This window comes from Dyella sp. OK584 (assembly GCF_057787755.1).
This window is the reverse complement of record NZ_CM173542.1, coordinates 2,473,828-2,499,449: the sequence shown is the minus strand read 5'-3', so window position 1 is coordinate 2,499,449 and position 25,622 is coordinate 2,473,828. Positions and strand designations below refer to the sequence as shown.

Here is a 25,622-nt window from a genome sequence, read left to right as displayed (position 1 = left end):
GCCGGCCAAACTTAGGCCGCCTTTTGCCGTCCTCGGGGCCATCGGCTAGTCACTTGCCTTATGCTTGGCAGCGCCGGAGCTGCCGGCCCCGCCCCCAGGCTGACGCCTCCGGTTTGCACGAAGGTATCCCGTGATCAGATTTCAATCCGTCCACAAGTCCTACCGCGTTGACGGCAAGGACATTCCCGCCCTGCAGCCCTTCAGTCTCGACATCGCCGATGGCGAGGTGTTCGGCATCATTGGTCATTCGGGCGCGGGGAAATCGACGCTTATACGTCTGATCAACCTGCTCGAGCGTCCCAGCGGCGGACGCATCCTGATCGGCGATACCGACATGACGGCGCTGCCGGAAGCCCAGCTTCGCCAGCAGCGCCAACGCATCGGTATGATCTTCCAGCACTTCAACCTGCTGTCCTCGCAAACAGTGGCCGAGAACGTCGCTTTCCCGCTGCGTCTGGCCGGCAAACACGACGCGGCGACTATTCGACAGCGCGTCAACGAACTGTTGGCGCGCGTGGGCTTGAGTGCGCACGCCGACAAATATCCTTCGCAGCTATCCGGCGGTCAGAAACAGCGCGTGGGCATTGCACGCGCACTGGCTAACCGCCCTTCGATCCTGCTGTGCGACGAAGCCACCAGTGCACTCGATCCACAAACTACGGCCTCGGTGCTCGATCTGCTGGCCGAGATCAATCGCGAGCTCAAGCTCACCATCGTGCTGATCACTCACGAGATGGATGTGGTGCGCCGAGTATGCGACCGCGTGGCTGTGCTCGATGCCGGCAGCATCGTGGAAAGCGGCACAGTGGCCGACGTATTCCTGCACCCGCAACACCCGACCACCCGTCGCTTCGTCAACGAGGCACTGCCCGAGGAAGCCGCCGGCGAGCAGACGCCGTTTTCGCACGTGCCGGGTCGCATTCTCCGTTTGTCGTTCCGTGGCGAAGCAACCTGGACGCCTGCGCTGGGTCGCGTAGCACGTGAGACCGGCGTGGACTTCAACATCCTGGCCGGCCGCATTGACCGCATCAAGGATCTGCCCTACGGCCAGCTCACCCTCGCCATGCAGGGCGAGCGCGTGGACGACGCCTTGGCCTTCCTGCGCAAGGCTGGCATCGAAATCGAGGAAATCACTACCTCGCCGCTGGAGAACCGCTCATGAGCTCGCCCATGCAAAGCCTGTTTCCGAACATCGACGACTGGAGCGAAATCGGCCATGCCTGCATCGACACGCTGCTGATGCTCGGCGGATCACTGCTGCTTACCGTGGTGATCGGCCTGCCGCTGGGCGTGCTGCTGTATCTCACCGGCAAGGGCCAGTTGCGCGCGATGCCCAAGTTGTATGCGGCGCTGTCGCTGCTGGTGAATGTGCTTCGCTCGATTCCCTTCATCATCCTGATGATCGTGCTGATGCCGCTCACCTATGTGCTGGTGGGAACCAAGCTGGGCATCCGCGGAGCGATTCCGCCGTTGGTGATCGGCGCGGCGCCGTTCTTCGCACGCCTGGTGGAAACCGCGCTGCGCGAAGTGCAGCGTGGCGTCATCGAAGCCAGTCAGGCGATGGGTGCAAGTACCTGGCAGATTGTGCGGCACGTGCTGTTGCCGGAGGCGCGAGGCGGCCTGATGGCCGGCATCACCGTCACCGCCATTGCGCTGGTGGGTTATACCGCGATGGGCGGTGCGATCGGCGCGGGTGGCCTGGGCGATCTCGCCTACCGTTACGGCTATCTCAGCTACAAGTCGGACTACATGCTGGTGACCGTGGTGCTGCTGATCGTGCTGGTGCAACTACTGCAGATGCTGGGCGACCGTATCGTGGCGCGCTATACCCAACGCTGACCGAAAGTCGCCTTTGCATTCGGCGGTATGGACGGCTATTCTGGTGCACCGCACCAAAGACTTCCGCCGCCATGAAAAAACTGATTGCCGTTCTTGCCGCCCTGCTCCTGCTGGCGGGCTGCTCGCCCTCCAGTTCCGGCGGTGGCGATGTCGGTGGGCAGAAGCTGGTTGTGGCTGCCACGGCCGTACCGCACGCGGAAATCCTCAAACAGGTCAAGCCGATCCTGGCGAAGGAAGGCGTGGACCTGGAGATCAAGGTATTCGCCGATTACGTGCAGCCCAACGCGCAGGTATTGGAAAAGGCGGTAGACGCCAACTACTTCCAGACCGGGCCCTATCTCGATGCATTCAACCGCGAACGCGGCACCAACCTGACCATCGTTACCGGCGTCCACATCGAGCCGTTCGGCGCGTATTCGCGCAAGATCAAGTCGATCGACCAGCTGCCGGATGGCGCCACGGTCACCCTGCCCAACGATCCCAGCAACAACAGTCGCGCATTGTTGTTGCTTGCCAAACATGGCCTGATCACGCTTAAAGATCCTTCCAACGAGCTGTCCACGCTCAAGGACATCACGGCCAACCCGAAGCAGCTGAAATTTCGCGAGTTGGAAGCGGCCATGTTGCCGCGCACGCTGGACGAGGTGGACCTGGCGCTGATCAACACCAACTACGCCCTGGCGGCAGGTCTCAATCCCACCAAGGACGCGCTGCTGATCGAGGACAAGGAATCACCGTACGTGAATTACCTGGTGGCGCGTCCGGACAACAAGAACGATCCGCGCATCCAGAAGCTTGCCAAGGCGCTAACCAGCCCTGAGATCAAAGCGTTCATCGAGCAGAAGTACCAGGGCGCGGTGTTGCCGGCGTTCTAAATCTTGCACCCTCTCCCCTCCGGGGAGAGGGCTGGGGTGAGGGGCCAATCTTGCGATGCCGTTATGTCGAAAGCGGCTTTGTAGAAACCTTCCAGCGAGCACCCACCCCTCACCTCAATCCTCTCCCCGAAGGGGAGAGGAGGCAGATCACGCAATCTCAGACTCCACCGGAATCTCGAACACCTGTCGCAGGTACGCCACATAGGCGCTGTCCTCGCACATGTTCTTGCCTGGCGTATCGCTGATCTTCGCCACGGGCTGGCCGTTGCAACGAATCATCTTGATCACGATCTGCAATGCCTCCGGCCCCACGTCGTTGGTGAGGTTGGTCCCCACGCCAAAGGCCAGTAGGCAACGACCGTGAAAGTGCTGGTACAGGCGCATCACCTTCGGGATGTCTAGCCCGTCACTGAACACCAATACCTTGCTGCGTGGGTCCACGCGATTGGCGCGGTAGTGCGCGAGCACGCGCTCGCCCCAGGCAAATGGATCACCCGAATCGTGCCGTGTGCCATCGAACAGCTTGCAAAAGTACATGTCGAAGTCGCGCAGGAAAGCGCTGAGTCCGTAGACATCGGACAGCGCAATCCCGAGGTCGCCACGATATTCCTTGGCCCAGGCTTCCAGGGCAGCTACCTGTGAGTCGCGCAAACGTGGACCAAGCGCCTGGTGCGCCTGCAGGTACTCGTGCGCGAGCGTGCCCAGCGGCGTCAGACCCAGTTTTCTTGCCAGCCACACGTTGCTGGTGCCGGCCAGCTGCGATCCCAGTCCCTCGTGAAGGGTGGTCACCACTTCCTCGTGCCATTGACGGGAGAAACGACGTCGCGTGCCGTAGTCGGCAATCCTGCAGACTTCATAGCCTTCGCTGTCACGCAGCAAGGCGATCTTTTCGCGCAGGCGGCGACGCCCCTCGGACAAATCCAGCCCGGGCTGCGTGTTGCGGAAATAGACCTCGTTGACGATCGCCAGCAGTGGCACTTCAAACAGGATGGTGTGCAACCAGGGCCCGCGGATGCGTATCTCGATCTCGCCCGGCCCTTGCTGCGCGGGGTGGATCTCCACGTACTTGGCATTGAGCTGGAACAGACCGAGGAAATCGACGAAGTCGCTCTTGATGAAGCGCCAGCCGCGCAGATAGTTCAGCTCGTCGGGAGTGAAGCGCAGCGTGCACAAGTCATTGAGCTCGGCACGGATCTCGTCGATGTAGGGCACCAGGTCGATGCCCGGGTTGCGGCATTTGAACTTGTACTCGACATGGGCGGCTGGATAGTGATGCAGCACCACCTGCATCATGGAGAACTTGTACAGGTCGGTGTCGAGCAGGGAGGTGACGATCATCAGTCGCTCACGCGGCACGGGGGAATACCTTGATTATCCCCGCCTTGGCGCCCACGGTGCGAGCACGACGCTGGCGACAGGCAAATGAAAACCTCGGTAGTCAGGGGAGGGACTACCGAGGTTTTGTCAGGCCGGTCTCAAACAAAGAGGGGAAAAGGACCGACCCCCCAGTGGCACGATCAAGCTGCACCACTTCTTGTCGCCGTCACGGCGATACGGATTCTTAGTGTGGTCTGCCTTGATCTAGTTCAAGGCCGCCGCCGGTTTCGTTCAGCTTTTAGCAAGCTGGCGGCCACCCCTACAATCAGCCACCTTTTCCGACCGGAACGCCCGATGCCTTCGCTGCTGCGTCGCCTGTGCCTGCTGGCCATGTGCCTTGCCCTGCCCCTGCGGGCAGCCGAGCTCACGATCGATACCGGCCACGGCATACGTACCTACACCACGGCACAGCTGCTCGCCCGCAGCGATGCGCGCACCATCGCGATTCCAGAAGATGTGGCGTTCAAGCACGCCATGCAGTATCGCGCCGTACCGCTCAAGGCCCTGCTGCAGGGCGCAGGCGCTGACGACGCCTTGCTGTTCGTGGCCACCGATGGCTTCGCAGCGGAGATTCCCGCCGCCCTGATACTGCGCGCGCATGGCTCGCAGGCCTGGCTGGCGATCGAGGAGCCGGCCAGACCCTGGCCGCCGCTCGCCGAAGCCAAGGGCGGCGCAGGCCCGTTCTACGTCGTGTGGACCGATCCCCAGGCCATGAGGATCAGCCCCGAACAGTGGCCCTACCAATTGGCGAACATACGGCGCCTGCCGCCAGTGGCGGAGCGTTTCCCGGGTATCCGGCCCGACTCCGCCCTGAAGCCGGACGGCGAGATCCGTCGCGGCTTCGCGATATTCCAACGCACCTGCTTCGCCTGTCACACGCTCAATGGCCAGGGCGATGCGCGGCTGGGGCCGGACCTCAACATCCCGCACAACCCCACCGAATATCTGCGCGAAGACCTGTTGCGCGCCTATATCCGCGACCCACAGTCGCTGCGGCACTGGCCGCAGGCACGCATGCCCGGTTTCGATCGCCAGGCGTTGTCCGACGACGAGCTGAACGCGCTACTGGCCTACTTGCGGCATATGGCCGGGCGCAAGGTACAGCCCTGAGGGTAGGCCACGCTCAAGGCTGCCCGCTGGCCGCAAGCCATTGCTGCAAAGCCTGCTCGCGCTGCACCTGCGGTAGTTTGGCCAACTGTCGCACGCTGGCGTAGAACGCGGGCCATTGCCCCTCGGCCTGTGTGAACAGTGCGGCGAACGCTGGCGTCCAGTGATCGTAGAGCCCGAACGGAAGCAGTCGCGCATTGTTGATCGTTCCCGCGACCCAGGTGTCATAGCGGTGATCGTGCGGCCACTCGCGTGCGCGCCATTGGGCGTAGCTCGTACGAAAATCGTCGATCTCGCGCTGTTTGCCCGAAGCCATCGAGGGCTCATCGACACCGCTGGCATACAGCGACTTGAGGCGATCGCGCAGATCAAGCACCAGGCGGGTGAACCCATCGTCCATCGCCTTGACGCGTTCGTCCTGCGGAGAAAGTCCACGCGAATGCCGCCACTCGCGCACGCCCTCTTCCTGCACAAAACTTGCGAAGGATTCGTTAAAAGCGCTGTCGTCCTTCACGTAGACCAGCTGATGGGCCAGCTCGTGGAAGATCGTGCCGGCGAGTTCGTCATCGTCCCAGCGCATCATGCTGCTGAGGATGGGGTCGGAGAACCAGCCGAGCGTCGAATAGGCGGGCACACCGCCGACGTAGACATCGTCACCTTCCGCCTGCAGCCGCGCTGCCTCGCTGTTGGCCTTATCGCGCGAGAAGTAGCCCCGATAGGCCACACAGCCGGCAAACAGGAAGCAATGCGTCACCGGCGCGATGGAATAACGCGGCGTCGCAAATACGTTCCACACGACGTAGGAGCGGTCCAGCTGCACGTAGCTGGTGTAGCTGCGGTTATCAGGCAACCCCAGCTGCGTGGTCGCAAATCTCCGGGCCTGTTGAGCCAGTGCCAATCGCTGCTTTACCGAAGGGTCGGTGGCCGGATCGGCAACCACCGCAGCCACGTCGCGACTGTGCAGCACCAGCGCACCCTGCCCTTGTGCCACGTGGGCGTAGTAACCCATCGTGCTGCAGGCAGAAAGCATGAAGCCCATCGTCGACAGCACGATGGGCCCAAGGATTTTTCCGGCTGGCGGCATGAAGGCGGACAACCTCATGCCGCGATTGTGCCCTGACTTCAGTGGCCGTTGTTGTGGCCACTCCAGCTGCCACGATTGCCGTGCCAGTTGCCGCGACCGCTGTAGCTGCCATGACCGCTATAGCTGCCATGACCGTAGTAGCCGCCGTGGCCGTAGTAACCACCATGGCCGTAGTAGTGCGAATGCCCGCCGCCGCCGCCGTACCAGATTCCGCCGATGCCCACGCTCACGGCCGGGCCGTAACAGCAGCCATAGCCACCGTAATAACCGTAGCTCGGGTAGTAATAGTTGGGTGCGTAGTACGTGCCGGTGCCGTAGTACGCATCGCCACCACCATAGGTGGCCACGGGTCGCACGTAGTTGTAGCCCGGGTCGTAGTAACAACCGGATAACGCTGCGGTGGCAACCGCCAAGGCAAGACCGGCAAGCACGCGTTTCATGGCCGCAACCTCAAGGGACGACAACACCACTCTGGACCCGGTCCGTTGAGCAATCACTGAATGCAACGCGCATGGCTGGGGGAAATTTACCTGCCAGCCATGCGCGTCGCGAAGCCGGGAACGGCGGTGCGTTCCGCCGCCCCGCTCAACCGTGGCCGCTGCGCTCGGGTGGCTGGCGAATGTGGCCATAGACGGCTTCGCTGGACACGCCCAGGCTGGGACTACCGCCAGCGCCGTTGCTACCCAGTTCGCCGGATGGAAACTGGTCCGCCCCTGGCCAGGTGGGACCCTGCCTGACGCGATCCTGCTTGGCTTCGAGCAGTGCCTGGATATGGGCTACAGCTTCCTGGGGAGTAATGCGTCGTTTTGTGGCTTTGCGTGGCGCCTGCGCGCGGGGACGTGCGGCCGCAGGCTTCCTGGTAGCCGACTTGCGAGGCGTCTTGGGTGCGACCTTCCTGGTGGCGGTTTTGCGTGTTGTGCTGGATCCAACTTTCTTGGCAGCGACCTTGCGCGCGGCGGATTTGGCGACGGTCTTGCGTGGAGCGGCCTTCTTGGCCGTCGTTTTGGTGGACGCCTTGCGTACGACCTTCTTCACCGCCTTCTTCACAACCTTCTTGGTTGCAGTTGCCTTGCGAGCAACGGGTCGTTTTGGGGCGACCTTGCGTGTCGATTTCTTGCTGGCCGTAGCCTTGCGGGCGGTGGTCTTGCGCGTAGTCACCTTGCGGGCCGCCACCTTCCTGCCGGCTACCTTACGTGCTGTGCTCTTGCGAGGTGCGGTCTTGCGTACGGTCGATTTCGCGGCGGTTTTCCGGGCGGCGGTCTTGCGGGTGCTTTTGCGGGTGGCTGCTTTTCTGGCCGAGGATTTCTTCGCGGCCGGCTTGCGCGTCGTTGCCATGCGTATTCACTCCTGCGGTGGTCGAAAAAGCCCGACGCCCTGCACGCCAGGCAAGACGATGAGTAGCACCGCAAAGATGTATCTCGGGTGAGCGAGCCCGCTTTTCTTCGTGCCTAAAAGCGCGGCTGCGCCAGCTCGCCGAGGAAGTGCGAGAGCACTTCGGGTCGCACCAACAGCGTGAAGGCAATGCCGAATGCGGCGCCCCACAGATGCGCGCTATGGTTGACGTTGCCCTGTCCGCGCCGATCCATGTAGATCGAATAGGCCACGTAAAGCACGGCGTAGATGATGGCCGGCATCGGCAGCACAAACACGATGATGCGCGACCACGGCGCCAGCAGGATGTAGGAAAACAGCACCGCCGACACCGCACCGGAAGCACCCAGGCTGCGATAGTTCGAGTTGGTGCGGTTTTTCAGGTAGGTAGGCAGGATCGAAATCACCAGCGCCGCAATATAAAACAGCGCAAAGCCGAGCATGCCCAGCCGCACCGTGTAGAAGTTCTCCATCACGCGACCGAAGAAGAACAGCGTGATCATGTTGAACAGCAAATGGTTGAAGTCGGCGTGCACCAGGCCGTAGGTCACCAGCCGGTGGTATTCGCGGCTGCGCGCAATGGCTGGCGGCCACAGGATCAGATCATTCATCAGACGGGCGTTGTTGAACGCCATGAACGAGACGACACAGGTGATGGCGATGATGACCAGCGTGATCATGCAGTATTCCGTACGGGCCCGAAGGCGGTGACAAAGAACCCGCATCTTGGCGGCGCGGCGCCCGCTTGTCGACATCGCGCGCGGTCAAAGTGCGGGCACTGGCCGCCGATCCGCACTATCATTCGCGCCTCCACGCGTTTTCCCCCACGCCGGCTGACCCAAGCCCATGTCGATCCGTTATCTGCATCTGGACGTCTTTGCCGCCACGCCTGGCGGCGGCAACCATCTGGGCGTCGTCACTGACGCCACCGGCTGGAGCGAGGCCCGCATGCAAGCCTTCGCCCGTTGGACCAACCTCGTAGAGACCACTTTCCTGCTGCCGCCAACTCAGGCGAATGCCAGCTATCGCGTGCGTATCTTCACGCCGCACAAGGAAATCCCCTTCGCTGGCCACCCCAGCATTGGCAGCGCGCACGCGGTATTGCTGTGCGGCGCGGCCACACCGGTCGACGGTGTGCTGTGGCAGGAATGCGGTGCAGGCGTGCTGCCCATCCGTGTCGAAGGCGACGGCGAAACGCGCCAACTGTTGTTGAAATCGCCCCACGCAACCGTAGAGAAAACCGGCCGCGACGCACATCCGTTGCTTCACGCCGCACTGGCCGGCATCGAGCTGGGCACGCTGCCGCCTGCTTTCGTGGCCGGCGGGCGCCACTGGTGGCTGGCCGAATGCGCTGACGAAGCGGGCCTTCGGCGCTGGCAACCCGACCACGCAGCCATCGGCGCGTTGGCACACGCCACCGACAGCCTGGGCCTGTGCGTGTTTGCACGCAGTGCTCACCCCGACTACCAGCTGGTGGTGCGCGCTTTGCCCGCTGGCGTCGGCCTGGTGGAAGACCCGGCTTCCGGTGCCGCCAACGGCCTGATTGCTGCCTATATCGCCCATGCGGAACCACACGGCCCACTGGCCCGCGGTTACACGGTCAGCCAGGGTCGCGAGATCGGCTACGACGCCAGCCTCACCGTGCGCATCGATGGCGACGCCTTGTGGATCGGTGGTCGCACCAACACCATTATCGACGGCATGCTGCACTGGAACGGCCACGATTGAACGCTCAATCGCAAATCTGGGTAGATGCCGACGCCTGCCCGGTGGCGATCAAGGAAGTGCTTTTTCGCGCCGCCGAGCGCGAACAAGTCAATGTCACGCTGGTTGCCAACCAGTGGCTGCGCACGCCGGCCTCGCGCTTCGTGCGCTCCATCCAGGTGCCCGGCGGCTTCGATGTCGCCGACAACGAAATCGTGCAGCGCGTCGCCGCGGATGACCTGGTGGTGACACAGGACATTCCGCTCGCTGCAGCCGTGATCGAGAAAGGCGCGCTGGCGATGCATCCGCGCGGTGAGCTGTATACCGCAGAGACCATTGCCCAGCGACTTGGCATGCGCAATTTCATGGATGAACTGCGAGGCGCTGGTGTCGACACGGGTGGCCCCGCAGCGTTTCATGCGCGGGACAAACAGGCATTCGCGAACCAGCTGGACAAGTGGCTGATGCGTCGTCGCCGCGCCTAACTCCCTCTCCCCTTTTTGGGTGAGGGCTGGTGTGAGGGGGCAATCTTGCGACGCCGTTACTTCAAAGCGCCTTTGTAGAAACTTTCCAGCGAGCACCCGCCCCTCACCTCAATCCTCTCTCCCACGGGGACTACCTTCGGGTCGCCCTAAGGGGGAGATGAGGCAAAGTGCTAGAGCTGGCGTTCGTCCAGATGGGCGCGCCGCGCGGCCACCTGCGCCATGATCGACCAGTCGACGTCCTCATCGCCCGCCGACAGTGCCTCAAGCAGACAGTCATGAAGCAAGCTGGCCAGCGGCAGCGGTACTCGGGTGGCATCGGCAGCAACCAGCGCCAGTCCAATATCTTTGTAGCCCAGCGGCAAGGCGAAGCCCGCAGGCGTGTAGCGCTGCTCCGCGATAAGTTTTGCGTAGCCCTGATAAGCCGGCGCGGCGAATAGTGTGCTGGTCATCACCTCAAGAAAATCGGCGGCGCTCACGCCATGGGCCCGAGCCAACGCCGAGGCCTCGGCCATGCTTTCGATGGCGGCGCCGAGCATGAAGTTGCCGGCGATCTTCACCACGTTGGCCCTTTCCGGTGCGTCGCCCAGTGGCCAGACGCGACTGCCCATCGCTTCCAGCAGCGGGCGTACGCGCTCGATCACGCCGGCCTTGCCAGCAGCAAGAATGTTGAGCTTGCCCGCGGCGGCCACGTCGGGACGCCCAAACACCGGCGCCGCTACATAGTCGATCTCGCGCCGTGCATGCTCCACGGCCATTTCCCTCGCCAGTGCGACCGAAATCGTGGCGTGATTGACGTGCACCGTGCCCTTGTCCATGCCATCGAGTAGACCGCCGGTAAAGAAAATGTCGCGCACGGCCTGATCGTTGGCGAGCATGCTGAACAGCACGTCGCCCTGCGCCGCGCGGTCCGCGCTTTTCACCACCTTGGCGCCCAGCGAGGCCAGCGGCTCGGTGGCACCGGGCGAGCGGTTCCATACCGTGACTTCGTGACCTGCCTTGATCAGATTGCTGGCCATGGCGCTGCCCATTGCGCCCATGCCGATAAAACCAACTTTCATGCGACTGCCTCCAGACAACAAAGCGCATCAAGTGGATCACGCCATACGTTCAGCGCACGCGAAATCAGACCACTTCACCCGCTGCACGGCCCGATGCCCACGCCCACTGGAAGTTGTAGCCACCCAACCAACCGGTGACGTCCACCACTTCGCCGACGAAGTACAGGCCCGGCACCAGCTTCGATTGCATGGTGGATGAGGAGAGTCCATCGGTGTCGACGCCACCCAGCGTCACCTCGGCGGTGCGATAACCTTCGGTGCCGCTGGCGATGATCGGCCAATCGTTCAATTGCGCGCCGATGTTCGCAAATTCCGCCTCGTGATACTGGCGCATGGGACGGCTCTCGAACCACAGCTCGCACATCCGCTGCGCAAGGCGTCGTGGCAACACATCGGCCAGCACGTTCTTCAATTCAGCCGCCGGCCGCGATGCGCGTTGTCCCTGCAACCATGCACCGGCGTCCATCTCGGGCAGCAAGTCGATACGAAGGTCGTCGCCTGGTTGCCAGTAGGATGAAATCTGCAGGATCGCTGGCCCACTGACGCCGCGATGCGTGAACAGCATGCCGGCGCGAAAAGCCTGCTTGCCTACGCGCGCTTCAACCAATGGCAGCGCGACGCCTGACAGATCCTGGTAACGCTCCTGGTGTTTTCCGCTCAGCGTCAGCGGCACAAGGCCCGCTCGGATCGGCAGCACGGCATGCCCGAACTGCTTTGCCAGTTCATAGCCAAAGCCGGTGGCACCCATGCTGGGAATGGAAAGGCCGCCTGTGGCCACCACCAGCGACTGCGCATGCACCTCGCCTCGCGCGGTGAACACGCTGAAGCCCTCCTCCGTCTTGCGCACGCGCTCGACACCGCAACTGGTCTCGATGCGCACACCGGCCTGCGCGCACTCCTCCAGCAGCATGCGCACGATCAGCTTGGAAGATTCGTCGCAAAACAGCTGCCCGAGTTCCTTCTCGTGGTAGGCAATGCGATGTTTGTCCACCATCGCGATGAAATCCCATGGCGTGTAGCGCGCCAGCGCGGACTTGGCAAAGTGCGGGTTGGCCGAGAGATAGCAGGCCGGCGTTACGCCCATGTTGGTGAAATTGCAGCGGCCGCCGCCGGACATCAGGATCTTCTTGCCGACCTTGTTGGCGTGGTCGACGACGAGCACGCTGCGACCGCGCTGCCCCGCCACGATGGCGCACATCAGGCCCGCCGCGCCGGCACCGATGACCAACACATCCACCTTCACGCGCGCACCGCTGTCATGACCTGCTCCATCGCATAAGCAGCGCATTATCCGCCAGCTGGCGTCACATCGCTTAAACTCCGGGCTTCCCATATGCACCGGACCGCCGCCATGCCTTCCTTTGACGTGATCTCCGAAGTCGACAAGCACGAGCTGACCAACGCCGTGGACCAGGCCAACCGGGAGTTGACCAGCCGTTTCGACTTCAAGGGCACCGACGCAAAGTTCGAGCTGGACCAGTTCGTGATTACCCAGACTGCCCCCAGCGAATTCCAGCTGGAGCAGATGCTGGACATACTGCGCGGCCGCCTTACCTCGCGAAAGATCGACATCCGCGCGCTGGACGTGTCCGATCCGGAAACCAACCTTGGCGGCGCCCGCCAGAAGGTCACCGTCAAGCAGGGCATCGAACAGCCGGTCGCCAAGAAACTGGTCGCCTCGTTGAAGGCAGCCAAGCTGAAGGTCGAGGCGCAGATCAACGGCGACAAACTGCGTGTCACTGGCAAGAAGCGCGATGACCTGCAAGACGCGATGGCCGTGTTGCGCAAGGCCGACGTGGAGCTGCCACTGCAGTTCGACAATTTCCGCGATTAATTACGCCACATTACCTCGTCATTCCGGCCGCGACTGGAATGACGAGAGCGGCCGGCGCTACCCCATCAGCCCCGCCGCGACATTCACACTGATCGCAATGATGAACACGTTGAAGAAGAACGCGATCACGCTGTGCAGCAGAGCCACGCGTCGCAGGTAACGACTGGTGATCTGCACGTCTGAGACCTGGAAGGTCATGCCGATCACAATGGCGAAATACGCGAAGTCCCAATAGTCGGGGTGAGGCGTTCCGGGAAACTCCAGCCCCTCGTGCTTTTTGCCGAAGTCACCGTAGTAACCGTGCGCGTAGTGCAGCGCGAACATCACATTCAGAAAAAGCCACGACAGCACGATGCTGGACGCTGCGATCAACAGCGCCTGTATGCCGCCGCCATGTGTCGCGCTCAGCTCGGTGGTCAACGCCAGCGACACCACAACGGTCAATGCCATGGCACTCCAGAGCACGCCCCACCGGCCGGTATCCTGCTTGAGTGCCTGGCTGCGCATCAGTTCGGGCGTACTGGCCTGCCTGAATAGCAACGTCAGCGACAGCAGGTAAACAAGCACAGCCAGGTCGAAGCCCAGCAGCAGGGCCCTGGCTGACTTCAGGTGAAAGCCTTGCCAAAGCGTCAACCCGACCACCAGAAAGATCAAGGCGGAGACCGTCAGTCGCGGGCGCGCTCGCAGATTGCGGAATGGAATCCACTGGCGCGGTTCGTTGGGTGCGGGCGGCGTGCCCTTTTCGTCCGGCGCGTTCAAGCGTCCGCCCTCATGGGCGACGTACGGCATGCGGTCAAGACGGTTTCTCCCAAGACCCGGCATCGGGCATGGCGCATCTTAATGCCGATATGGCCGGCTATGCCTCAGACGTGCAGGTCCTGGTACTCGGGATGCCGCCTCATCCATATCTCGGAATACGAGCAGGCCGGGTCAACCTTCCAGTGTTCCTCGCGCGCCATGTCCAGCGCTGTGCGCACAAGGTTGGAGGCGATGCCACGACCACCAACTGCCGACGGCACGATGGTGTGGGTGATGGTCATCACGCCATCGGCAAGCGTGTAGTCGAGCACGCAGGGGACGCCATCGACCTTGACCTCAAAGCGATGCGTCCTTGAATTGTGATTGATCTCGGCGAACATGAAACACTCACGGGGCGGAACGTCGGCGCGCAAGCGTAATGCATCCGGCAGCGAACCTTGTGTGAAGGGTTCAACGGTCGGCTTTCGCATTTCTTGCATGCCCCCTTCGGCAGACTCCCCCGACCAACTGTCGCTTGGGGCGAGGGTATTGCCATGAAAAAGACCGCTTCCGCTACCTGGTCAGGCGGCCTGAAGGAAGGCTCCGGTACGGTATCCACCGCCACGGGCGTGCTGCATGACGCCCCTTACGGTTTCCGCTCCCGTTTTGAGGACGGCCCCGGCACCAGTCCGGAAGAGTTGCTCGGCGCGGCGCATGCGGGCTGCTACAGCATGGCGCTTGCCGCTGGCCTGGAGCAGGCAGGTTTTGTCGCGACGCATATCGAAACCAAGGCGGTGGTCACGCTGGACAAGGACGGCGACGGCTTCGCCATCACCACAGTGGACCTGACCTGCCGCGCGCATGTTCCACGCATCGATACCGATGCCTTCGACAAGATCGCGCAGGCCACCAAGGCGGGTTGCCCTGTATCGAAAGTGCTGAGGGCGACCATCCATCTGGATGCCCAACTGGAAGGCTGAACGTCCCGCATGTTCGGCCGGTGGAAAGGAGAACGCACCTCCACGCATGTCATCCCTCGCGTCGCACGGACGTTCGACGATGAGTCATGCGCGCATGGCGTTCCCTCATCGCTCAGGACATGTAGTGAAGATCACCTGGAATCGGCGCCGCTTTCTGCACCTGTGCCTGGGCGGCTTCGCCGCTGTACCCTTTTCCCGCATGGCACGCGCGCTGCCTGATGGACGCCATGCGTGCCGCTTGAGCGCGGAACAAACCGAAGGCCCGTACTACCTCGACCGTTCGCTGTTGCGACAGGACGTGACGGAAGGCAAACCGGGCCTTCCGTTGACGCTGCGTTTCGAGGTGTTGGACAGCCGCACCTGTCGCCCGCTGAGCGGTACTGCGCTGGAAATCTGGCACTGCGATGCGCAAGGCTTGTACTCGGGCTTCACCGCGATGTCTCCTGGTGGACCTGGCATAGGACCGCCGCTGGGCGCACCTCCCGGGCCGCCGCCTCAGGATATGCCTCCGGGTTCACCGCCTGGTGCAAACGGCCCGATGCATGGCGCACCACCCAAGAGCGCGGCCACCGACGCACTGACTTTCCTGCGCGGCGTGCAGATCGCCGATGCTCGCGGCCAGGTGGCGTTTCAAACCATTTTCCCTGGCTACTACGCGGGTCGCTGCAATCACATCCATCTGAAACTGCACGTGGGTGGACAGATGCAGGACGGACATTATCGCGGCGGCCAGGTGATATACACCGGTCAGCTTTTCTTTCCCGAGGCAGTGAGTCTGGCAGCCATGGCCGGTGCGCCCTATCGGCGAGATGGAGTCACGCGCACCACGCTGGCCGAGGACAACGTCTATGCGACCCAGCACGGCAGTGAGTCTTTGGCCACACTGTCCACCGAAGGTGGCGCACAGGTAGCGCACCTGACACTCGCCGCTGATCCCAGCGCGCCGAGTCGCGAAAGCCGTAGCTAGCAGCCAGCTGCCACACGTACGCCACGCTGCGCTCCCTGTCCCGCGGCGCGGCGTGCGCGTACCGCTTGCGCGAGGCACTCAAGCACATCGACCGATGCATCCCAATCAATGCAGCCATCGGTGATGCTCTGGCCATAACGTAGTGGCCGGTCGGGCATCAGTTCCTGGCGACCGCCAACGAGGTGACTTTCGACCATCACGCCCACAATGCGCCGCTCGCCACTCGCCAGCTGTGCAGCGATATCGTTCACCACGCGTGGCTGGTTTTCCGGCTGCTTGCCGCTGTTGGCGTGGCTGGCGTCGATCATCACGCGGCTATCGAGACCGGCGCCGCGAATGGTCTTGCATGCAGCCTCCAGGCTGGCTGCATCGTAGTTGGGCGTTTTGCCCCCGCGCAGGATCACATGGCAGTCCTCATTGCCCGTCGTTGCCGCGATGGCCGTCTGGCCGTCTTTGGTCACTGCCATGAAATGGTGCGGTTGCGATGCTGCCTGTACCGCGTCGACGGCAATCTTTACGTTGCCGTCGGTGCCGTTCTTGAAACCCACCGGGCAGGACAGCCCTGAAGCCAGCTCGCGATGCACCTGGCTCTCGGTGGTACGTGCACCGATCGCACCCCACGCCACCAGGTCGGCGATGTATTGCGGCGTAATCATGTCCAGGAACTCGCAGCCGGCGGGAACACCCAGCTCGGCGATGTCGCGCAGCAGGCCGCGCGCCAGCCGCAGACCCTTGTCGATCTGGAAACTGCCGTCCAGATCCGGATCGTTGATGATGCCTTTCCAGCCCACCGTCGTGCGCGGTTTTTCGAAGTACACGCGCATCACGATCTCCAGTTCCGATGCGTGGCGTTTGCGCTGCGCCACCAGACGCTCGGCGTATTCGAGCGCCGCCGCCGTGTCGTGGATAGAGCACGGGCCAATTACCACCGCCAGGCGGTCGTCGGTGCCGGCGAGGATGTGATGCAAGGCCAGGCGCGATGCGCTCACGGTATGGGCGGCGCGCGCACTGATCACGCAACCGCGCATCACCTCGGCAGGCGTACTGAGCCTGGTGATGGCGCGAATGCGCAGATCGTCAGTGGAAGGGTTCACGTTGGTCTCCTGGTGGGGTGCCATTGGCGACCATAAAAAAGGCCGCCAGTGGTGGCTGGCGGCCTTTTTTGGGAATGGTGTCTTGTCGTTATGACAATCGAGACCAACCCTCCGCCAGCGGCATCGGATAGCCGAAATACCAAAAATACTGGCGGGCGGTGTGGAAGGTCATGGGCGCTAGAGATAACACAGGCTTTTCGTGCATGCAAAGGATGCAATTGAAACCAAGCGATACACTCCTGTCATGCGCACTCCATGGAAGCTCATCGCACTGCCCGCGCGCGAACCCATCCGTCGCTGGGTGCTGAGCGCCTTTCCGCGCGGTGGCGGTGGCCATGTCGACTACGATCATCCTGCTGGTGATCCCGGCTTGTTCGGCCCAGAGAGCGCCACCTGGCGAGTGCATTCGGATTTCCCCGGCATGCTCGCCGGCGGCCTCGCGGCGCTGATGTTGCAGACCTTGCATCCGCTGGTCCTGGCTGGCGTGTGGGATCATTCCAACTTCCGTGACGATCTGATCGGCCGACTGCGCCGCACGACGTCGTTTGTCAGCGGCACAACGTATGCACCGCGCGAACAGGCGTTGGCATTGATCGAGCGGGTGCGCACCATCCACTCGCAAGTGCGCGGCGTCGCCGAAGATGGACGTCCATATGCCGCCGACGATCCGCACCTGCTGACTTGGGTTCACGTCACTGAGGCCTACAGTTTTCTGCAAGGCTATCGCCGCTACAGCCACGTCCATCTACCCGCAGACGCAGCCGATCGGTACTACGACGAGGTAAGGCGCGTTGCCGAGGCGCTGGGCGCGCGCGCCGTGCCGGCGACGGAGGCGCAGATCAACACGTACTTCAGACAAGTGCGGTCGGAACTGGCCTTCAGTGGGCGTTCGCGCGAGGTGCTCGACGTGCTCTCACGAGTACGTTTGCCGGTACCCGTGGCAGGACTGTCGCGCGACGTGTTTCTGCAGGCAGGGGCGGCCCTGCTGCCCACCTGGGCCGAGGCGCTGCTGGGACGTACGCCACTGCAACGTGCGCAGGCCAGCCTCTCGGCGCGGGCCCTGTGGTCCGTAGCGCCGATATTCCGGCTCGCGTTGAATGACGGCATCGCCAGCCATGCTTGCGCGCGAGTCGGCACGTCGGCCGACTCGCTGCAGTACTGGCATTGAGCTATGCGCTGGCCATCAAGGCGTTGTAACGACGCTGCATTTCTTCCGGACTGACGTCTTCGATGCTATGCCCTATCAGCCACTCGTGGCCGAACGGATCGCGCACTGTGCCGCCGCGCTCGCCATAAAACGCATCCGTCGCGGGACGCAGGAGTGTCCCGCCGGCCGCCACCGCTTGCGCCAGCATCGCATCGGCATTGTCCACGTGCAGGTGAATCGACACGCTGGTGCCACCGATGCTCTCCGGGCCGACAATGCCGTGCTCGGGGTATTCATCCGACACCATCACCACGGCAGGCCCAAGCTCCAGCTCCGCGTGGCCAATGCGTCCGGTGCCGGGCTCATCGAGGCGCAGGCGAAGCCGTGCACCGAACACCCGCTGGTAGTAATCCAGCGCGGCCGCGGCGTTGCGCACACGCAGGTAGGGAAACACTTCATGGATGGTTTGCGTCGCCTGGCCGTTCATTGCATGACTCCAATCGGGACTGGACCCTGAGCAAGCTACGCCGGGCAGGCGCCGGTGTCTTGGAGAAAATCCTAGCCCTGCTGTCTGCCGGGCAAGGCTGATATTTGCGTCGAGATTGACACCCCACGCCGATCGGCTAACGTCGCCCGGACCGGAACGCCAAGGGGCCAAGGTGGCGACACTCATTCCATCCCGAAACAGCTGCCTGTCGCTCATGACCAGCGGCGAGAAGCGCTTGTCCGAGCGCCTGGAACAGAAGCTCGAGGGCGACTACCTGCTCTGGTACGACGTGCCGATCGGCCCCAGGCAGCGCTGCCCCGACTTCATCGTGTTCCACCCGCGTCGCGGTTTGCTGGTGCTGGAGGTGAAGGACTGGAAGCCCGACACGATCCAGCAAGCCGATCGCACGCTGTTCACCTTGCTTACTGGCAGCAGCAGCGTGAAGGAGCACAACCCGCTGATGCAGGCACGCGACTGCGCCAATGAGATCCACAAGGTGCTGCAGCGCGATCCGGCATTGCGCTACCCGCCGGGCCATCACTACGAAGGCAAGCTGCTGATGCCGTGGGGCTACGGCGTGGTGCTGGCCAATATCAGCCGCAAGCAATTCGAAGCCGGTCAGCTTGAAGCGGCCATTCCTGCGCACCTGGTGATCTGCCAGGACGAAATGTACGAATCGGTGGAACCCGAGGCTTTTCAGGAGCGGCTATGGGCGATGTTCCCGCAGGTGTTCCCTGCCGCACTGACGCTGCCGCAGATTGATCGCGTACGCTGGCATCTGTTCCCGGAAATCCGCGTGGAAGCTGGCGAGGGCCAATTTGGCCTGTTCGCCCAAGGTGAACGCAGCAGCGCGAAGACACTGGAAATCCCCGACCTGATCACGGTGATGGACGCGCAGCAGGAACTGCTGGCGCGCTCACTGGGCGACGAGCACCGCATCATTCACGGCGTGGCCGGCTCCGGCAAGACGATGATCCTGGGTTTTCGCGCGATGGAACTGGCGCGCACCCTGTCCAAGCCGATCCTGGTGCTCTGCTACAACGACACGCTGGCCGCACGGCTGGACCAGCTGATGGGCGAGCGCGGCCTGAGCGACAAGGTGCAGGTATACAACTTCCACAAGTGGTGCCGCAGCATGCTCACCGCTTATCACGTGCCGCTTCCGGCCGATGGTCCGCATTTCGCCGAGGAGTTGCCGCCCGCGGTGATCGCCGGTGTCGACAGTGGGCAGATTCCGCGTTTCCAGTACGGCGCCGTGCTGGTCGACGAAGGCCACGACTTCGAACCCGACTGGTACAAGTTGATCGTGCAGATGATCGATCCCAACACCAACTCGCTGCTGGTGTTGTACGACGACGCGCAGAACATCTACGGCCAGGCCAATCGCAAGAAGATCAGCTGGAAAAGCCTCGGCGTGCAGGCGCAGGGGCGCACCACCATCCTCAAGCTCAATTATCGAAACACGCTGGAAATCCTCTCCGTCGCGCGCGGCTTCGCCAATGAGCTATTGCGCGAGCGCAGCGAAGACGACGACGGCGTGCCACTGATCGCGCCGCAGAGCGCGGGTCGTCGCGGTGCGTTGCCTGAACTCATTCGCGTGGAACGCATGGAGGACCAGCTGCCGGCGATCATTCAGCGACTGCGTGAAGAACATGCCAGCGGCCGGCCCCTTTCCGACATGGCGGTGATCTTCCGCAATGGCTGGGAGGGCGAGAAGTTGCAAGAGGCGTTGCAGCGGGAAAGTATTCCCAGTCGCCTGGCCGAGGGCAACGGCAAGAGTTCGCTGTTCGTGGTGGAGGACACGGTGAAACTGATCACCATGCACTCCAGCAAGGGCCTGGAGTTTCCGCTGGTCATCATCCCTGGCCTCGGTTCGTTGCCCAAACCGGGCAAGGACGAAGCCGATGAGGCGCGCCTGCTCTATGTCGCCATGACGCGAGCCACCGAACGACTGGTGCTGATTCACCATGAGGATTCGATGTTCAGCCACCGTATCCGCAATTCCATCAACGAAGTGCAGGGACAACTGGCGGCGATTGCCTAGGGAAGACCTGAAGCAGCAAGCACACGCGCGCCATTGACGGCATCTTTGCACCGGGGCAGTCTCATCGGGTCGCATATCCGGAGGGACGATGATGAAGCAATTCTTCTGCTCGATCCTGCTTGCTTTGGGCATCGCCTGCCCTGCTTTTGCGCAGGGCGTCAGCGGGTTTGTCACCGCCTATGTCGACCTGTACGCCGGCCCCGATCCTGGCTATCCCACGATTGCGCAACTGCCAGCCGGCACGCCCGTAGCCATCCAGGGATGCACCGAGGGCTGGGGCTGGTGCGATGTGATCACGATGGGCACGCGCGGCTGGGTGGCCGGTACGTTCGTGCAATACACCTATCAGAGCCAGCCGGTGATCGTCGCCGATTACGGCGCGCGTATCGGTATTCCGGTGGTCGCTTTCTCGATCGGCCTGTACTGGGATAACTACTACCGTAGCAGGCCGTTCTACCGGAACCGCGACTACTGGTACGGCCGGCCCTATGCGCCACGCCCGCCGCCGCGCCCATCAGGCTATCGATCGGGATATCGTCCACCGAGCTCCGGCTATCGGCCGCCGGCTCCGGGGCATCGTCCGCCACCCCACCCTGGAAATCGTCCTCCGACGTCCGGAAACCGGCCACCGGAAGGCGGCCATCGTCCCCCGAACCAGGGGGACCATCATTCGCCGGGGAACGGTCAACGTCCGCCCAACCAGGGCGATCATCGTTCGCCGGGGAACGGTCAACACCAGCCCAACCAAGGCGACCATCGTCCGTCGGGAAATGGTCAACGTCCTCCCAACCAGGGCGGCAATCACCACCCGTCACATCAGCCCCAGCCCAAACCGGCTGGCAGCGGAGATCACTAAGCACTAGCCGCATGCCGGAGGCGCGACGCACCTCCGGCCTCGCCCGCCTACGGTGCGGGACGGCAAGTCGCTGGCAACCACTTCGGCGCGATATCGCCCCCGCAGGACCACTCGATGGTCCGGCCCCGTACAAACGGCGTCAGCTCCAGCACTTTGCCGTGAAGCGGCGGCTTCACGAATTCGACCGTCAGCACGCCGTTCTCCCCCAGATTGATGGTGGCCACCTGCGCGTCTCCGGCGAACGGCGCGACGCCCAGCTGATCCAGTGAACTGGGCCAGGCCCGGTGACTCATGCCGTACTCGGCGATAGCCGTGCGATAGGGTGAGCTGTCGGTCATCGCAACACTCACCGTCGCACGGTTTACGTAATCCTGGTAAGCAGGGATGGCGATGGCGGCAAGAATCGCCACATAGGCGATCACCACAAGACCACCGCCGATGCCGAGTCCAGGGACGCGCGGCAATATCAAGCCAATCAGATAGGCCAATGGATTGCGCGCACCGAGCTTGGGTGCGCGCTGTTCGGCGAGCGCACGCAGCCAGGCATGACGTTTGTTGAGCCACGGATAATCGCCCACCAGTTCATGCAGCGACATCCAGAAGCCCGGTGCGGCGGCGGCGCTTTCGCTGTAGTCCGCCAGATCCACCGAGCGCCAGCGTCGCTTTCCCGCTGCCAGCGCAACCAGCCCGTACTGAGCGTCCTCTGGACGTTCGCAGGCGGCGAGGCCGTGACGGTCGCAGGTGTACTCGCGGGCGCGCGAATAAGCCGCGCCGATCAACGGAAGAAACAGCGCGGGTGCCAGCACCTTCGACCAAGTCAGATGATGACGCCGCAGGTGACCCAATTCGTGGCCGATGTAGAAATCCAGCGCTCCCGGTCGATCTTCCATGCTGTCCACCACATCCGACAGCAGAACGACGAAGTTGCGACCAAGAAACCGCGTAGCGAAGGCGTTGAGCACGCCATTGCCGTTGACCAGGTATGCCTCTGGCACTTCGTGCATGCCGAGCCGCCGCGTGCAGTCATACAGGCGCTGGTACAAATCGGGCATCTGACGCGAGTTGATGCGGATGCCATTGCCGCGCAAGTGTGCGATCAAGGCGGAATGGACCACGACGGAGAACAGCGCAAGCAGCAACAGGTAAATCAGCAAGACACCGACGGTGCCCACCAGCAGCAGCGCCCAGATGACTATGGACAACACAAGCGCAATGGCACGCAGCGTCGTCTCGTTACGATAGACGAGATCATTGACCACTTCATTTCCCCCTGGATAGCGCACTCCCAGTGCGCAGCGGGAGTCTAGGGCTGCGCTCGCCGCCAGCGCCAGCCGTCTTGCGACCGCGTGGAACCAACGTCATCGTCGCCGGCCGGATGCGCTCCAAAGCGCCAATAAAGCAGGCAGCCAGGGCATCAGCGACCCTTGCCAAACTCACGTAGCGCGAGACGGGAAAGCCACGCTTTTTTTGTCACGCATTGACATCACGCGTCGCTATGCGGCCTCAACGCTCGCCTCAACACGCCGCATCCAGCCCATTTCTTTGGCTCGACAGCGCACAAGAGCCCTGCAAGGCCGAGAAACGCGCCCAAACGGGCCATGGCATGACTCTTGCCCCTTCAACCACAGGAGCAGGGGAAACAGCACGTCCACGTCAACCGCCGTTGCAAGCCGGCATCACTTCGAACAAGCGCCTCCCGACCGGAAACGTTTTCGGCGGACGGGAAAGTTCGCCCCGGCAAACGCCCCTGCCGCCAGGAGTATCGATGAGCATCAATGCACAAGACTGGCTGGATCAGCCATCCAAACCGAGGCCCCAGCTTCTGCCTCCGGTGGCCGCCAATGACAGCCGTGTGCATCGCTGGCGCTATCTCTCCGTGCGCTTCAAGTTCGCGCTCACCCTGGCAGCGTCACTCGCCTGGGCTGCGCTTTCCTACACATTGGCGCAGCGCTGGATTCACGACCTTACCGGATTGGTCGGCGCAGTTTTCGCTCACCTGGTGATCTTCGGCATCGCGATCCTTCCCGGCTTCATGAATGCATTTCTGGTGGTGGGCCTCTTGCTCGATCGCCGGCCTCGGCGGTCCCACTTCGCCGACAGCGACCTGCCCGGCATCACGATCCTGGTCGCGGCCTACAACGAAGAGGATTCGATCCTCGGCACGCTCGCCAGCATCGCGCAGCAGGACTACCCCTCGCCCATCGAAGTGTTGGTGATCAACGATGGTTCCACCGATACCACCATGGAACGGCTGCGCAGCGTGTCCTTTCCATGGCTGCATGTCATCGACCTCAAGTGCAACGGCGGCAAGGCAAAGGCATTGAACGTCGGCCTGCGCCAGGCTTCGTATCCGCTGACCATCACGCTCGACGGCGATTCGTATCTTTATCGCTGCGCGCTGCGTCGACTGGTGGAGCGCTATCTCAGTGATCCTCCGAACACCGTAGCCGTCGCTGGCGCCGTGCTCGTGCGCAACTCCCGGCAGAACCTGGTGACGCGCATGCAGGAGTGGGATTACTTCCACGGCATCGCCGCGGTGAAGCGTTTGCAGAGCCTGTTCCAGGGCACGTTGGTGGCGCAGGGTGCGTTTTCGTTGTATCGCACCGACATCCTGCGCGTCGTGGGCGGCTGGCCGGAATGTGTGGGCGAGGACATCGTGCTGACTTGGGCCATTCTGCGTGAAGGCCATCGTGTCGGTTATTGCGAGGACGCGATCACTTTCACCAATGCGCCAACCACGCTTCGCCAGTTCATCCGCCAACGCCAGCGTTGGTCACGCGGCCTGATCGAGGCATTCAAGGCGCACGGCAGCCTGCTGTTCCACCGTCGCATGAGCACGCTGTTCATCTGGTGGAACCTGCTTTTCCCGTACATGGATCTGGTCTACACGCTGGTTTTCGTTCCCGGCTTGCTGCTCGCCTGCTTCGGCATCTACTGGCTGGCGGGGCCGATGACCCTGCTGGTGTTGCCGATGGCGGGCCTAGTGAACTACCTGATGTACGTGATTCAGTCGCGCATGTTTCGCGAACAGAACCTCACGGTTCGCCATAACGCGTTTGGCCTGATGATGTACACGCTGTTCTACGGCATCGTGCTGCAACCGGGCTGCGTGATGGGCTACGTGGCCGAGTTGCTGAGGACGCGCAAGCGCTGGGGGACGAAATGAAACGGCGGCTCTCGCTGCTTGCGCTATTGCTGTTGCCCGCGGCGCACGCGCAAACCGCGTCGATGGCCAGCGATATTCAGGCGGGTCGCTCCGCGCTTTCCGACAATCACCCTGAACAGGCACGCACGCTGTTCGCCACGGCGCTCGCGCAGCCGGACGGATCCGCCGAAGATCGCTACGCCGCGGCCATGGGGCTGGGACAATCTGCGCTATGGCTGGGCCAATATCCGGCCGCGGAAGAAGCCTTCCGCATCGCGCGCTCGCAGGCCGCGGATACATCGGCACAACAAGCGGCGGATACCGGACTCGCCCAGGCGCTCAACGCGCAAGACTACCCGCGCGCGGCCTACGCCCTGGTGGCGCCCTACGCACTGGGCGAAACACGACCCACCGTCGAACTGATGCGCGCCACACAATCGCTGGACTGGCAGGAACGCAGCGTTCGCTATCTGGATGCAACGTCCGCACCGGCGACGCAAGGCTACCTGGCCACGCAATACCGGCTGCTCAGCGACGATATCCATCTCGCGCTGGCGCCCCAGCTCGAAGGTAGCTTCGGTTACAGCCACGACAGCGACGGCCTGGATACCTGGCACATCGGCGCCGCGTATCGCTTCGCCCCTTCGCAGCAGTCGGGCTGGACACAGCGCTGGGGTGTGGCGGCGGGCACCACACGCATCGATGACGGTATCGATCCACGTCGGCTCGACGACCTCTCCGTGCTGGGCGAACTGCACCTTGGCGATGACAACCGCATCGACCTCGATCTGGGCCCCGGCCATAGTGGCAGCTGGCATTACCTGCAAGGCACAGCGCGCTGGACGTTGCAGCCCAGCGACAGCTTCAGCCTGTCGACGGGTGCCGAACGCGCACCGCTGCCCACGGATACCGCCATCGCTGACCGGCTTATCTACGACGTCTACAGCGTTGGCGCGAGTTTTCGCCCCGCCGCACGCTGGTATGTGCTGCCGACGTATTACCGGCAGGATTTCAGTGATGGCAACCACCGCGACGGTGGCACTCTGCGCGTTCTGCTCAGTCCCTACGATATTCCAGATACAGGCGGCGCCATCGGCGCGGAGTTCTCGGCGCGCATTTTTCACAGCAGCCTTCCGAGCCGTGGCGTCTATTTCAATCCGGCCAACTACCGCACGGCACAAGTCGGCCTCGTAGGCGTGTACAGCCTCAACCCGGACTGGAAGCTGCGCGGCGTGGCTGCGCTTGGCCGACAGGTCACCGATGGCGCGAGCGCGAGCGTCTATACGGTCGGCCTGTCAGTCAACGGGCGACTACCGGGCAACGGACGACTGGAACTGCAACTGGGACGAAGCTCCGCCGCGTCGGTAAACGGTGGCGGCTCCGGCTACTGGTGCAACAGCGTCAGCCTGGCTGTGCGCTACCCGCTCTGA

General features: G+C 62.9%; 26 protein-coding genes. 14 read left to right on the top strand and 12 right to left on the bottom strand.

Features of this window, described 5'->3' with window-relative positions; all coding sequences use genetic code 11:
• Positions 1-130: 130 nt before the first annotated feature.
• The 3 genes from AC3CBN_RS11165 (at position 131) to AC3CBN_RS11155 (ending at position 2,714) form a co-directional block, all read left to right on the top strand.
• Entirely contained in the window at positions 131-1,162 is a 1,032-nt protein-coding gene (locus tag AC3CBN_RS11165) for a methionine ABC transporter ATP-binding protein (protein WP_488633101.1), read from the top strand.
• Positions 1,159-1,839: a methionine ABC transporter permease gene (locus AC3CBN_RS11160; RefSeq protein ID WP_488633100.1), complete on the top strand. Its 681-nt coding sequence runs from the start codon at positions 1,159-1,161 to the stop codon at positions 1,837-1,839. Before AC3CBN_RS11165 ends, AC3CBN_RS11160 begins: the two co-directional genes overlap by 4 nt.
• Positions 1,840-1,910: 71 nt before the next feature.
• The gene (locus AC3CBN_RS11155) at positions 1,911-2,714 is read left to right on the top strand and encodes a MetQ/NlpA family ABC transporter substrate-binding protein (protein WP_488633099.1); all 804 of its coding nucleotides are present in this window, start codon (positions 1,911-1,913) and stop codon (positions 2,712-2,714) included.
• Between the two features lie 147 nt (positions 2,715-2,861).
• Here AC3CBN_RS11155 and pncB read toward each other — a convergent pair whose 3' ends face one another.
• Complete coding sequence (pncB, locus tag AC3CBN_RS11150; RefSeq protein ID WP_488633098.1) at positions 2,862-4,052, bottom strand: nicotinate phosphoribosyltransferase; 1,191 nt, start codon at positions 4,050-4,052, stop codon at positions 2,862-2,864.
• Positions 4,053-4,385: 333 nt separating this feature from the next.
• Here pncB and AC3CBN_RS11145 point away from each other — a divergent pair, with 333 nt between their 5' ends.
• Positions 4,386-5,201, top strand: a complete 816-nt coding sequence (locus tag AC3CBN_RS11145; RefSeq protein ID WP_488633097.1) for a cytochrome c — start codon at positions 4,386-4,388, stop codon at positions 5,199-5,201.
• 13 nt (positions 5,202-5,214) lie between these two features.
• Here the strand turns inward: AC3CBN_RS11145 and AC3CBN_RS11140 are convergent, their stop codons facing one another.
• From AC3CBN_RS11140 to AC3CBN_RS11125, 4 genes are all read right to left on the bottom strand, one after another.
• Positions 5,215-6,300 carry an aminopeptidase gene (locus tag AC3CBN_RS11140; RefSeq protein WP_488633096.1) on the bottom strand — a complete coding sequence of 362 codons (1,086 nt, stop codon included), beginning with the start codon at positions 6,298-6,300 and terminating at the stop codon, positions 5,215-5,217.
• A 20-nt stretch (positions 6,301-6,320) separates the two neighbouring features.
• Entirely contained in the window at positions 6,321-6,722 is a 402-nt protein-coding gene (locus tag AC3CBN_RS11135; RefSeq protein ID WP_488633095.1) for a hypothetical protein, read from the bottom strand.
• Between the two features lie 145 nt (positions 6,723-6,867).
• Positions 6,868-7,617, bottom strand: a complete 750-nt coding sequence (locus AC3CBN_RS11130) for a histone H1-like repetitive region-containing protein (protein WP_488633094.1) — start codon at positions 7,615-7,617, stop codon at positions 6,868-6,870.
• Positions 7,618-7,730: 113 nt separating this feature from the next.
• Positions 7,731-8,333, bottom strand: coding sequence for a rhomboid family intramembrane serine protease (locus AC3CBN_RS11125; RefSeq protein WP_488633093.1), 603 nt, complete (start codon positions 8,331-8,333; stop codon positions 7,731-7,733).
• Between the two features lie 166 nt (positions 8,334-8,499).
• On the opposite strand from AC3CBN_RS11125, the gene AC3CBN_RS11120 reads away from it, so the two are divergent.
• A complete protein-coding gene (locus AC3CBN_RS11120; protein ID WP_488633092.1) occupies positions 8,500-9,381 on the top strand; it encodes a PhzF family phenazine biosynthesis protein in 882 nt (293 codons plus the stop codon).
• Positions 9,378-9,842, top strand: a complete 465-nt coding sequence (locus tag AC3CBN_RS11115) for a YaiI/YqxD family protein (protein ID WP_488633091.1) — start codon at positions 9,378-9,380, stop codon at positions 9,840-9,842. The genes AC3CBN_RS11120 and AC3CBN_RS11115 overlap by 4 nt, the downstream gene beginning before the upstream one ends.
• Positions 9,843-10,012: 170 nt before the next feature.
• Here AC3CBN_RS11115 and AC3CBN_RS11110 read toward each other — a convergent pair whose 3' ends face one another.
• Both AC3CBN_RS11110 and AC3CBN_RS11105 read right to left on the bottom strand, forming a co-directional pair.
• Positions 10,013-10,900, bottom strand: a complete 888-nt coding sequence (locus AC3CBN_RS11110; RefSeq protein WP_488633090.1) for an NAD(P)-dependent oxidoreductase — start codon at positions 10,898-10,900, stop codon at positions 10,013-10,015.
• Between the two features lie 64 nt (positions 10,901-10,964).
• Entirely contained in the window at positions 10,965-12,188 is a 1,224-nt protein-coding gene (locus AC3CBN_RS11105) for a BaiN/RdsA family NAD(P)/FAD-dependent oxidoreductase (protein WP_488633089.1), read from the bottom strand.
• A 63-nt stretch (positions 12,189-12,251) separates the two neighbouring features.
• Between AC3CBN_RS11105 and AC3CBN_RS11100 the strand changes: the two genes are divergently transcribed.
• Positions 12,252-12,734, top strand: coding sequence for a YajQ family cyclic di-GMP-binding protein (locus AC3CBN_RS11100; RefSeq protein WP_488633088.1), 483 nt, complete (start codon positions 12,252-12,254; stop codon positions 12,732-12,734).
• A 57-nt stretch (positions 12,735-12,791) separates the two neighbouring features.
• Here AC3CBN_RS11100 and AC3CBN_RS11095 read toward each other — a convergent pair whose 3' ends face one another.
• Together AC3CBN_RS11095 and AC3CBN_RS11090 are read right to left on the bottom strand one after the other, a co-directional pair.
• A complete protein-coding gene (locus tag AC3CBN_RS11095; protein WP_488633087.1) occupies positions 12,792-13,523 on the bottom strand; it encodes a DUF1345 domain-containing protein in 732 nt (243 codons plus the stop codon).
• A 74-nt stretch (positions 13,524-13,597) separates the two neighbouring features.
• Positions 13,598-13,873: a GNAT family N-acetyltransferase gene (locus AC3CBN_RS11090; protein ID WP_488633086.1), complete on the bottom strand. Its 276-nt coding sequence runs from the start codon at positions 13,871-13,873 to the stop codon at positions 13,598-13,600.
• Between the two features lie 153 nt (positions 13,874-14,026).
• On the opposite strand from AC3CBN_RS11090, the gene AC3CBN_RS11085 reads away from it, so the two are divergent.
• Together AC3CBN_RS11085 and AC3CBN_RS11080 are read left to right on the top strand one after the other, a co-directional pair.
• Positions 14,027-14,452, top strand: coding sequence for an OsmC family protein (locus AC3CBN_RS11085; RefSeq protein ID WP_488633085.1), 426 nt, complete (start codon positions 14,027-14,029; stop codon positions 14,450-14,452).
• Between the two features lie 46 nt (positions 14,453-14,498).
• Complete coding sequence (locus AC3CBN_RS11080; RefSeq protein WP_488633084.1) at positions 14,499-15,419, top strand: intradiol ring-cleavage dioxygenase; 921 nt, start codon at positions 14,499-14,501, stop codon at positions 15,417-15,419.
• On the opposite strand, the gene AC3CBN_RS11075 is transcribed toward AC3CBN_RS11080, so the two are convergent.
• Positions 15,416-16,537: a 3-deoxy-7-phosphoheptulonate synthase gene (locus AC3CBN_RS11075; RefSeq protein ID WP_488633083.1), complete on the bottom strand. Its 1,122-nt coding sequence runs from the start codon at positions 16,535-16,537 to the stop codon at positions 15,416-15,418. The genes AC3CBN_RS11080 and AC3CBN_RS11075 overlap by 4 nt on opposite strands.
• Before the next feature lie 220 nt (positions 16,538-16,757).
• Between AC3CBN_RS11075 and AC3CBN_RS11070 the strand changes: the two genes are divergently transcribed.
• The gene (locus AC3CBN_RS11070) at positions 16,758-17,681 is read left to right on the top strand and encodes an oxygenase MpaB family protein (RefSeq protein WP_488633082.1); all 924 of its coding nucleotides are present in this window, start codon (positions 16,758-16,760) and stop codon (positions 17,679-17,681) included.
• A gap of 1 nt (position 17,682) precedes the next feature.
• On the opposite strand, the gene AC3CBN_RS11065 is transcribed toward AC3CBN_RS11070, so the two are convergent.
• Positions 17,683-18,147, bottom strand: a complete 465-nt coding sequence (locus tag AC3CBN_RS11065) for a VOC family protein (protein ID WP_488633081.1) — start codon at positions 18,145-18,147, stop codon at positions 17,683-17,685.
• A gap of 172 nt (positions 18,148-18,319) precedes the next feature.
• On the opposite strand from AC3CBN_RS11065, the gene AC3CBN_RS11060 reads away from it, so the two are divergent.
• Positions 18,320-20,191 carry a 3'-5' exonuclease gene (locus AC3CBN_RS11060; protein WP_488633080.1) on the top strand — a complete coding sequence of 624 codons (1,872 nt, stop codon included), beginning with the start codon at positions 18,320-18,322 and terminating at the stop codon, positions 20,189-20,191.
• Positions 20,192-20,282: 91 nt separating this feature from the next.
• Positions 20,283-21,047 carry an SH3 domain-containing protein gene (locus tag AC3CBN_RS11055; protein WP_488633079.1) on the top strand — a complete coding sequence of 255 codons (765 nt, stop codon included), beginning with the start codon at positions 20,283-20,285 and terminating at the stop codon, positions 21,045-21,047.
• A gap of 47 nt (positions 21,048-21,094) precedes the next feature.
• Here the strand turns inward: AC3CBN_RS11055 and AC3CBN_RS11050 are convergent, their stop codons facing one another.
• Complete coding sequence (locus AC3CBN_RS11050) at positions 21,095-22,306, bottom strand: pilin (RefSeq protein WP_488633078.1); 1,212 nt, start codon at positions 22,304-22,306, stop codon at positions 21,095-21,097.
• A gap of 506 nt (positions 22,307-22,812) precedes the next feature.
• Here AC3CBN_RS11050 and AC3CBN_RS11045 point away from each other — a divergent pair.
• Entirely contained in the window at positions 22,813-24,213 is a 1,401-nt protein-coding gene (locus AC3CBN_RS11045) for a glycosyltransferase family 2 protein (RefSeq protein ID WP_488633077.1), read from the top strand.
• Positions 24,210-25,622 (top strand): tetratricopeptide repeat protein, encoded by a 1,413-nt coding sequence (locus AC3CBN_RS11040; RefSeq protein ID WP_488633076.1) that lies wholly within the window; start codon positions 24,210-24,212, stop codon positions 25,620-25,622. The genes AC3CBN_RS11045 and AC3CBN_RS11040 overlap by 4 nt, the downstream gene beginning before the upstream one ends.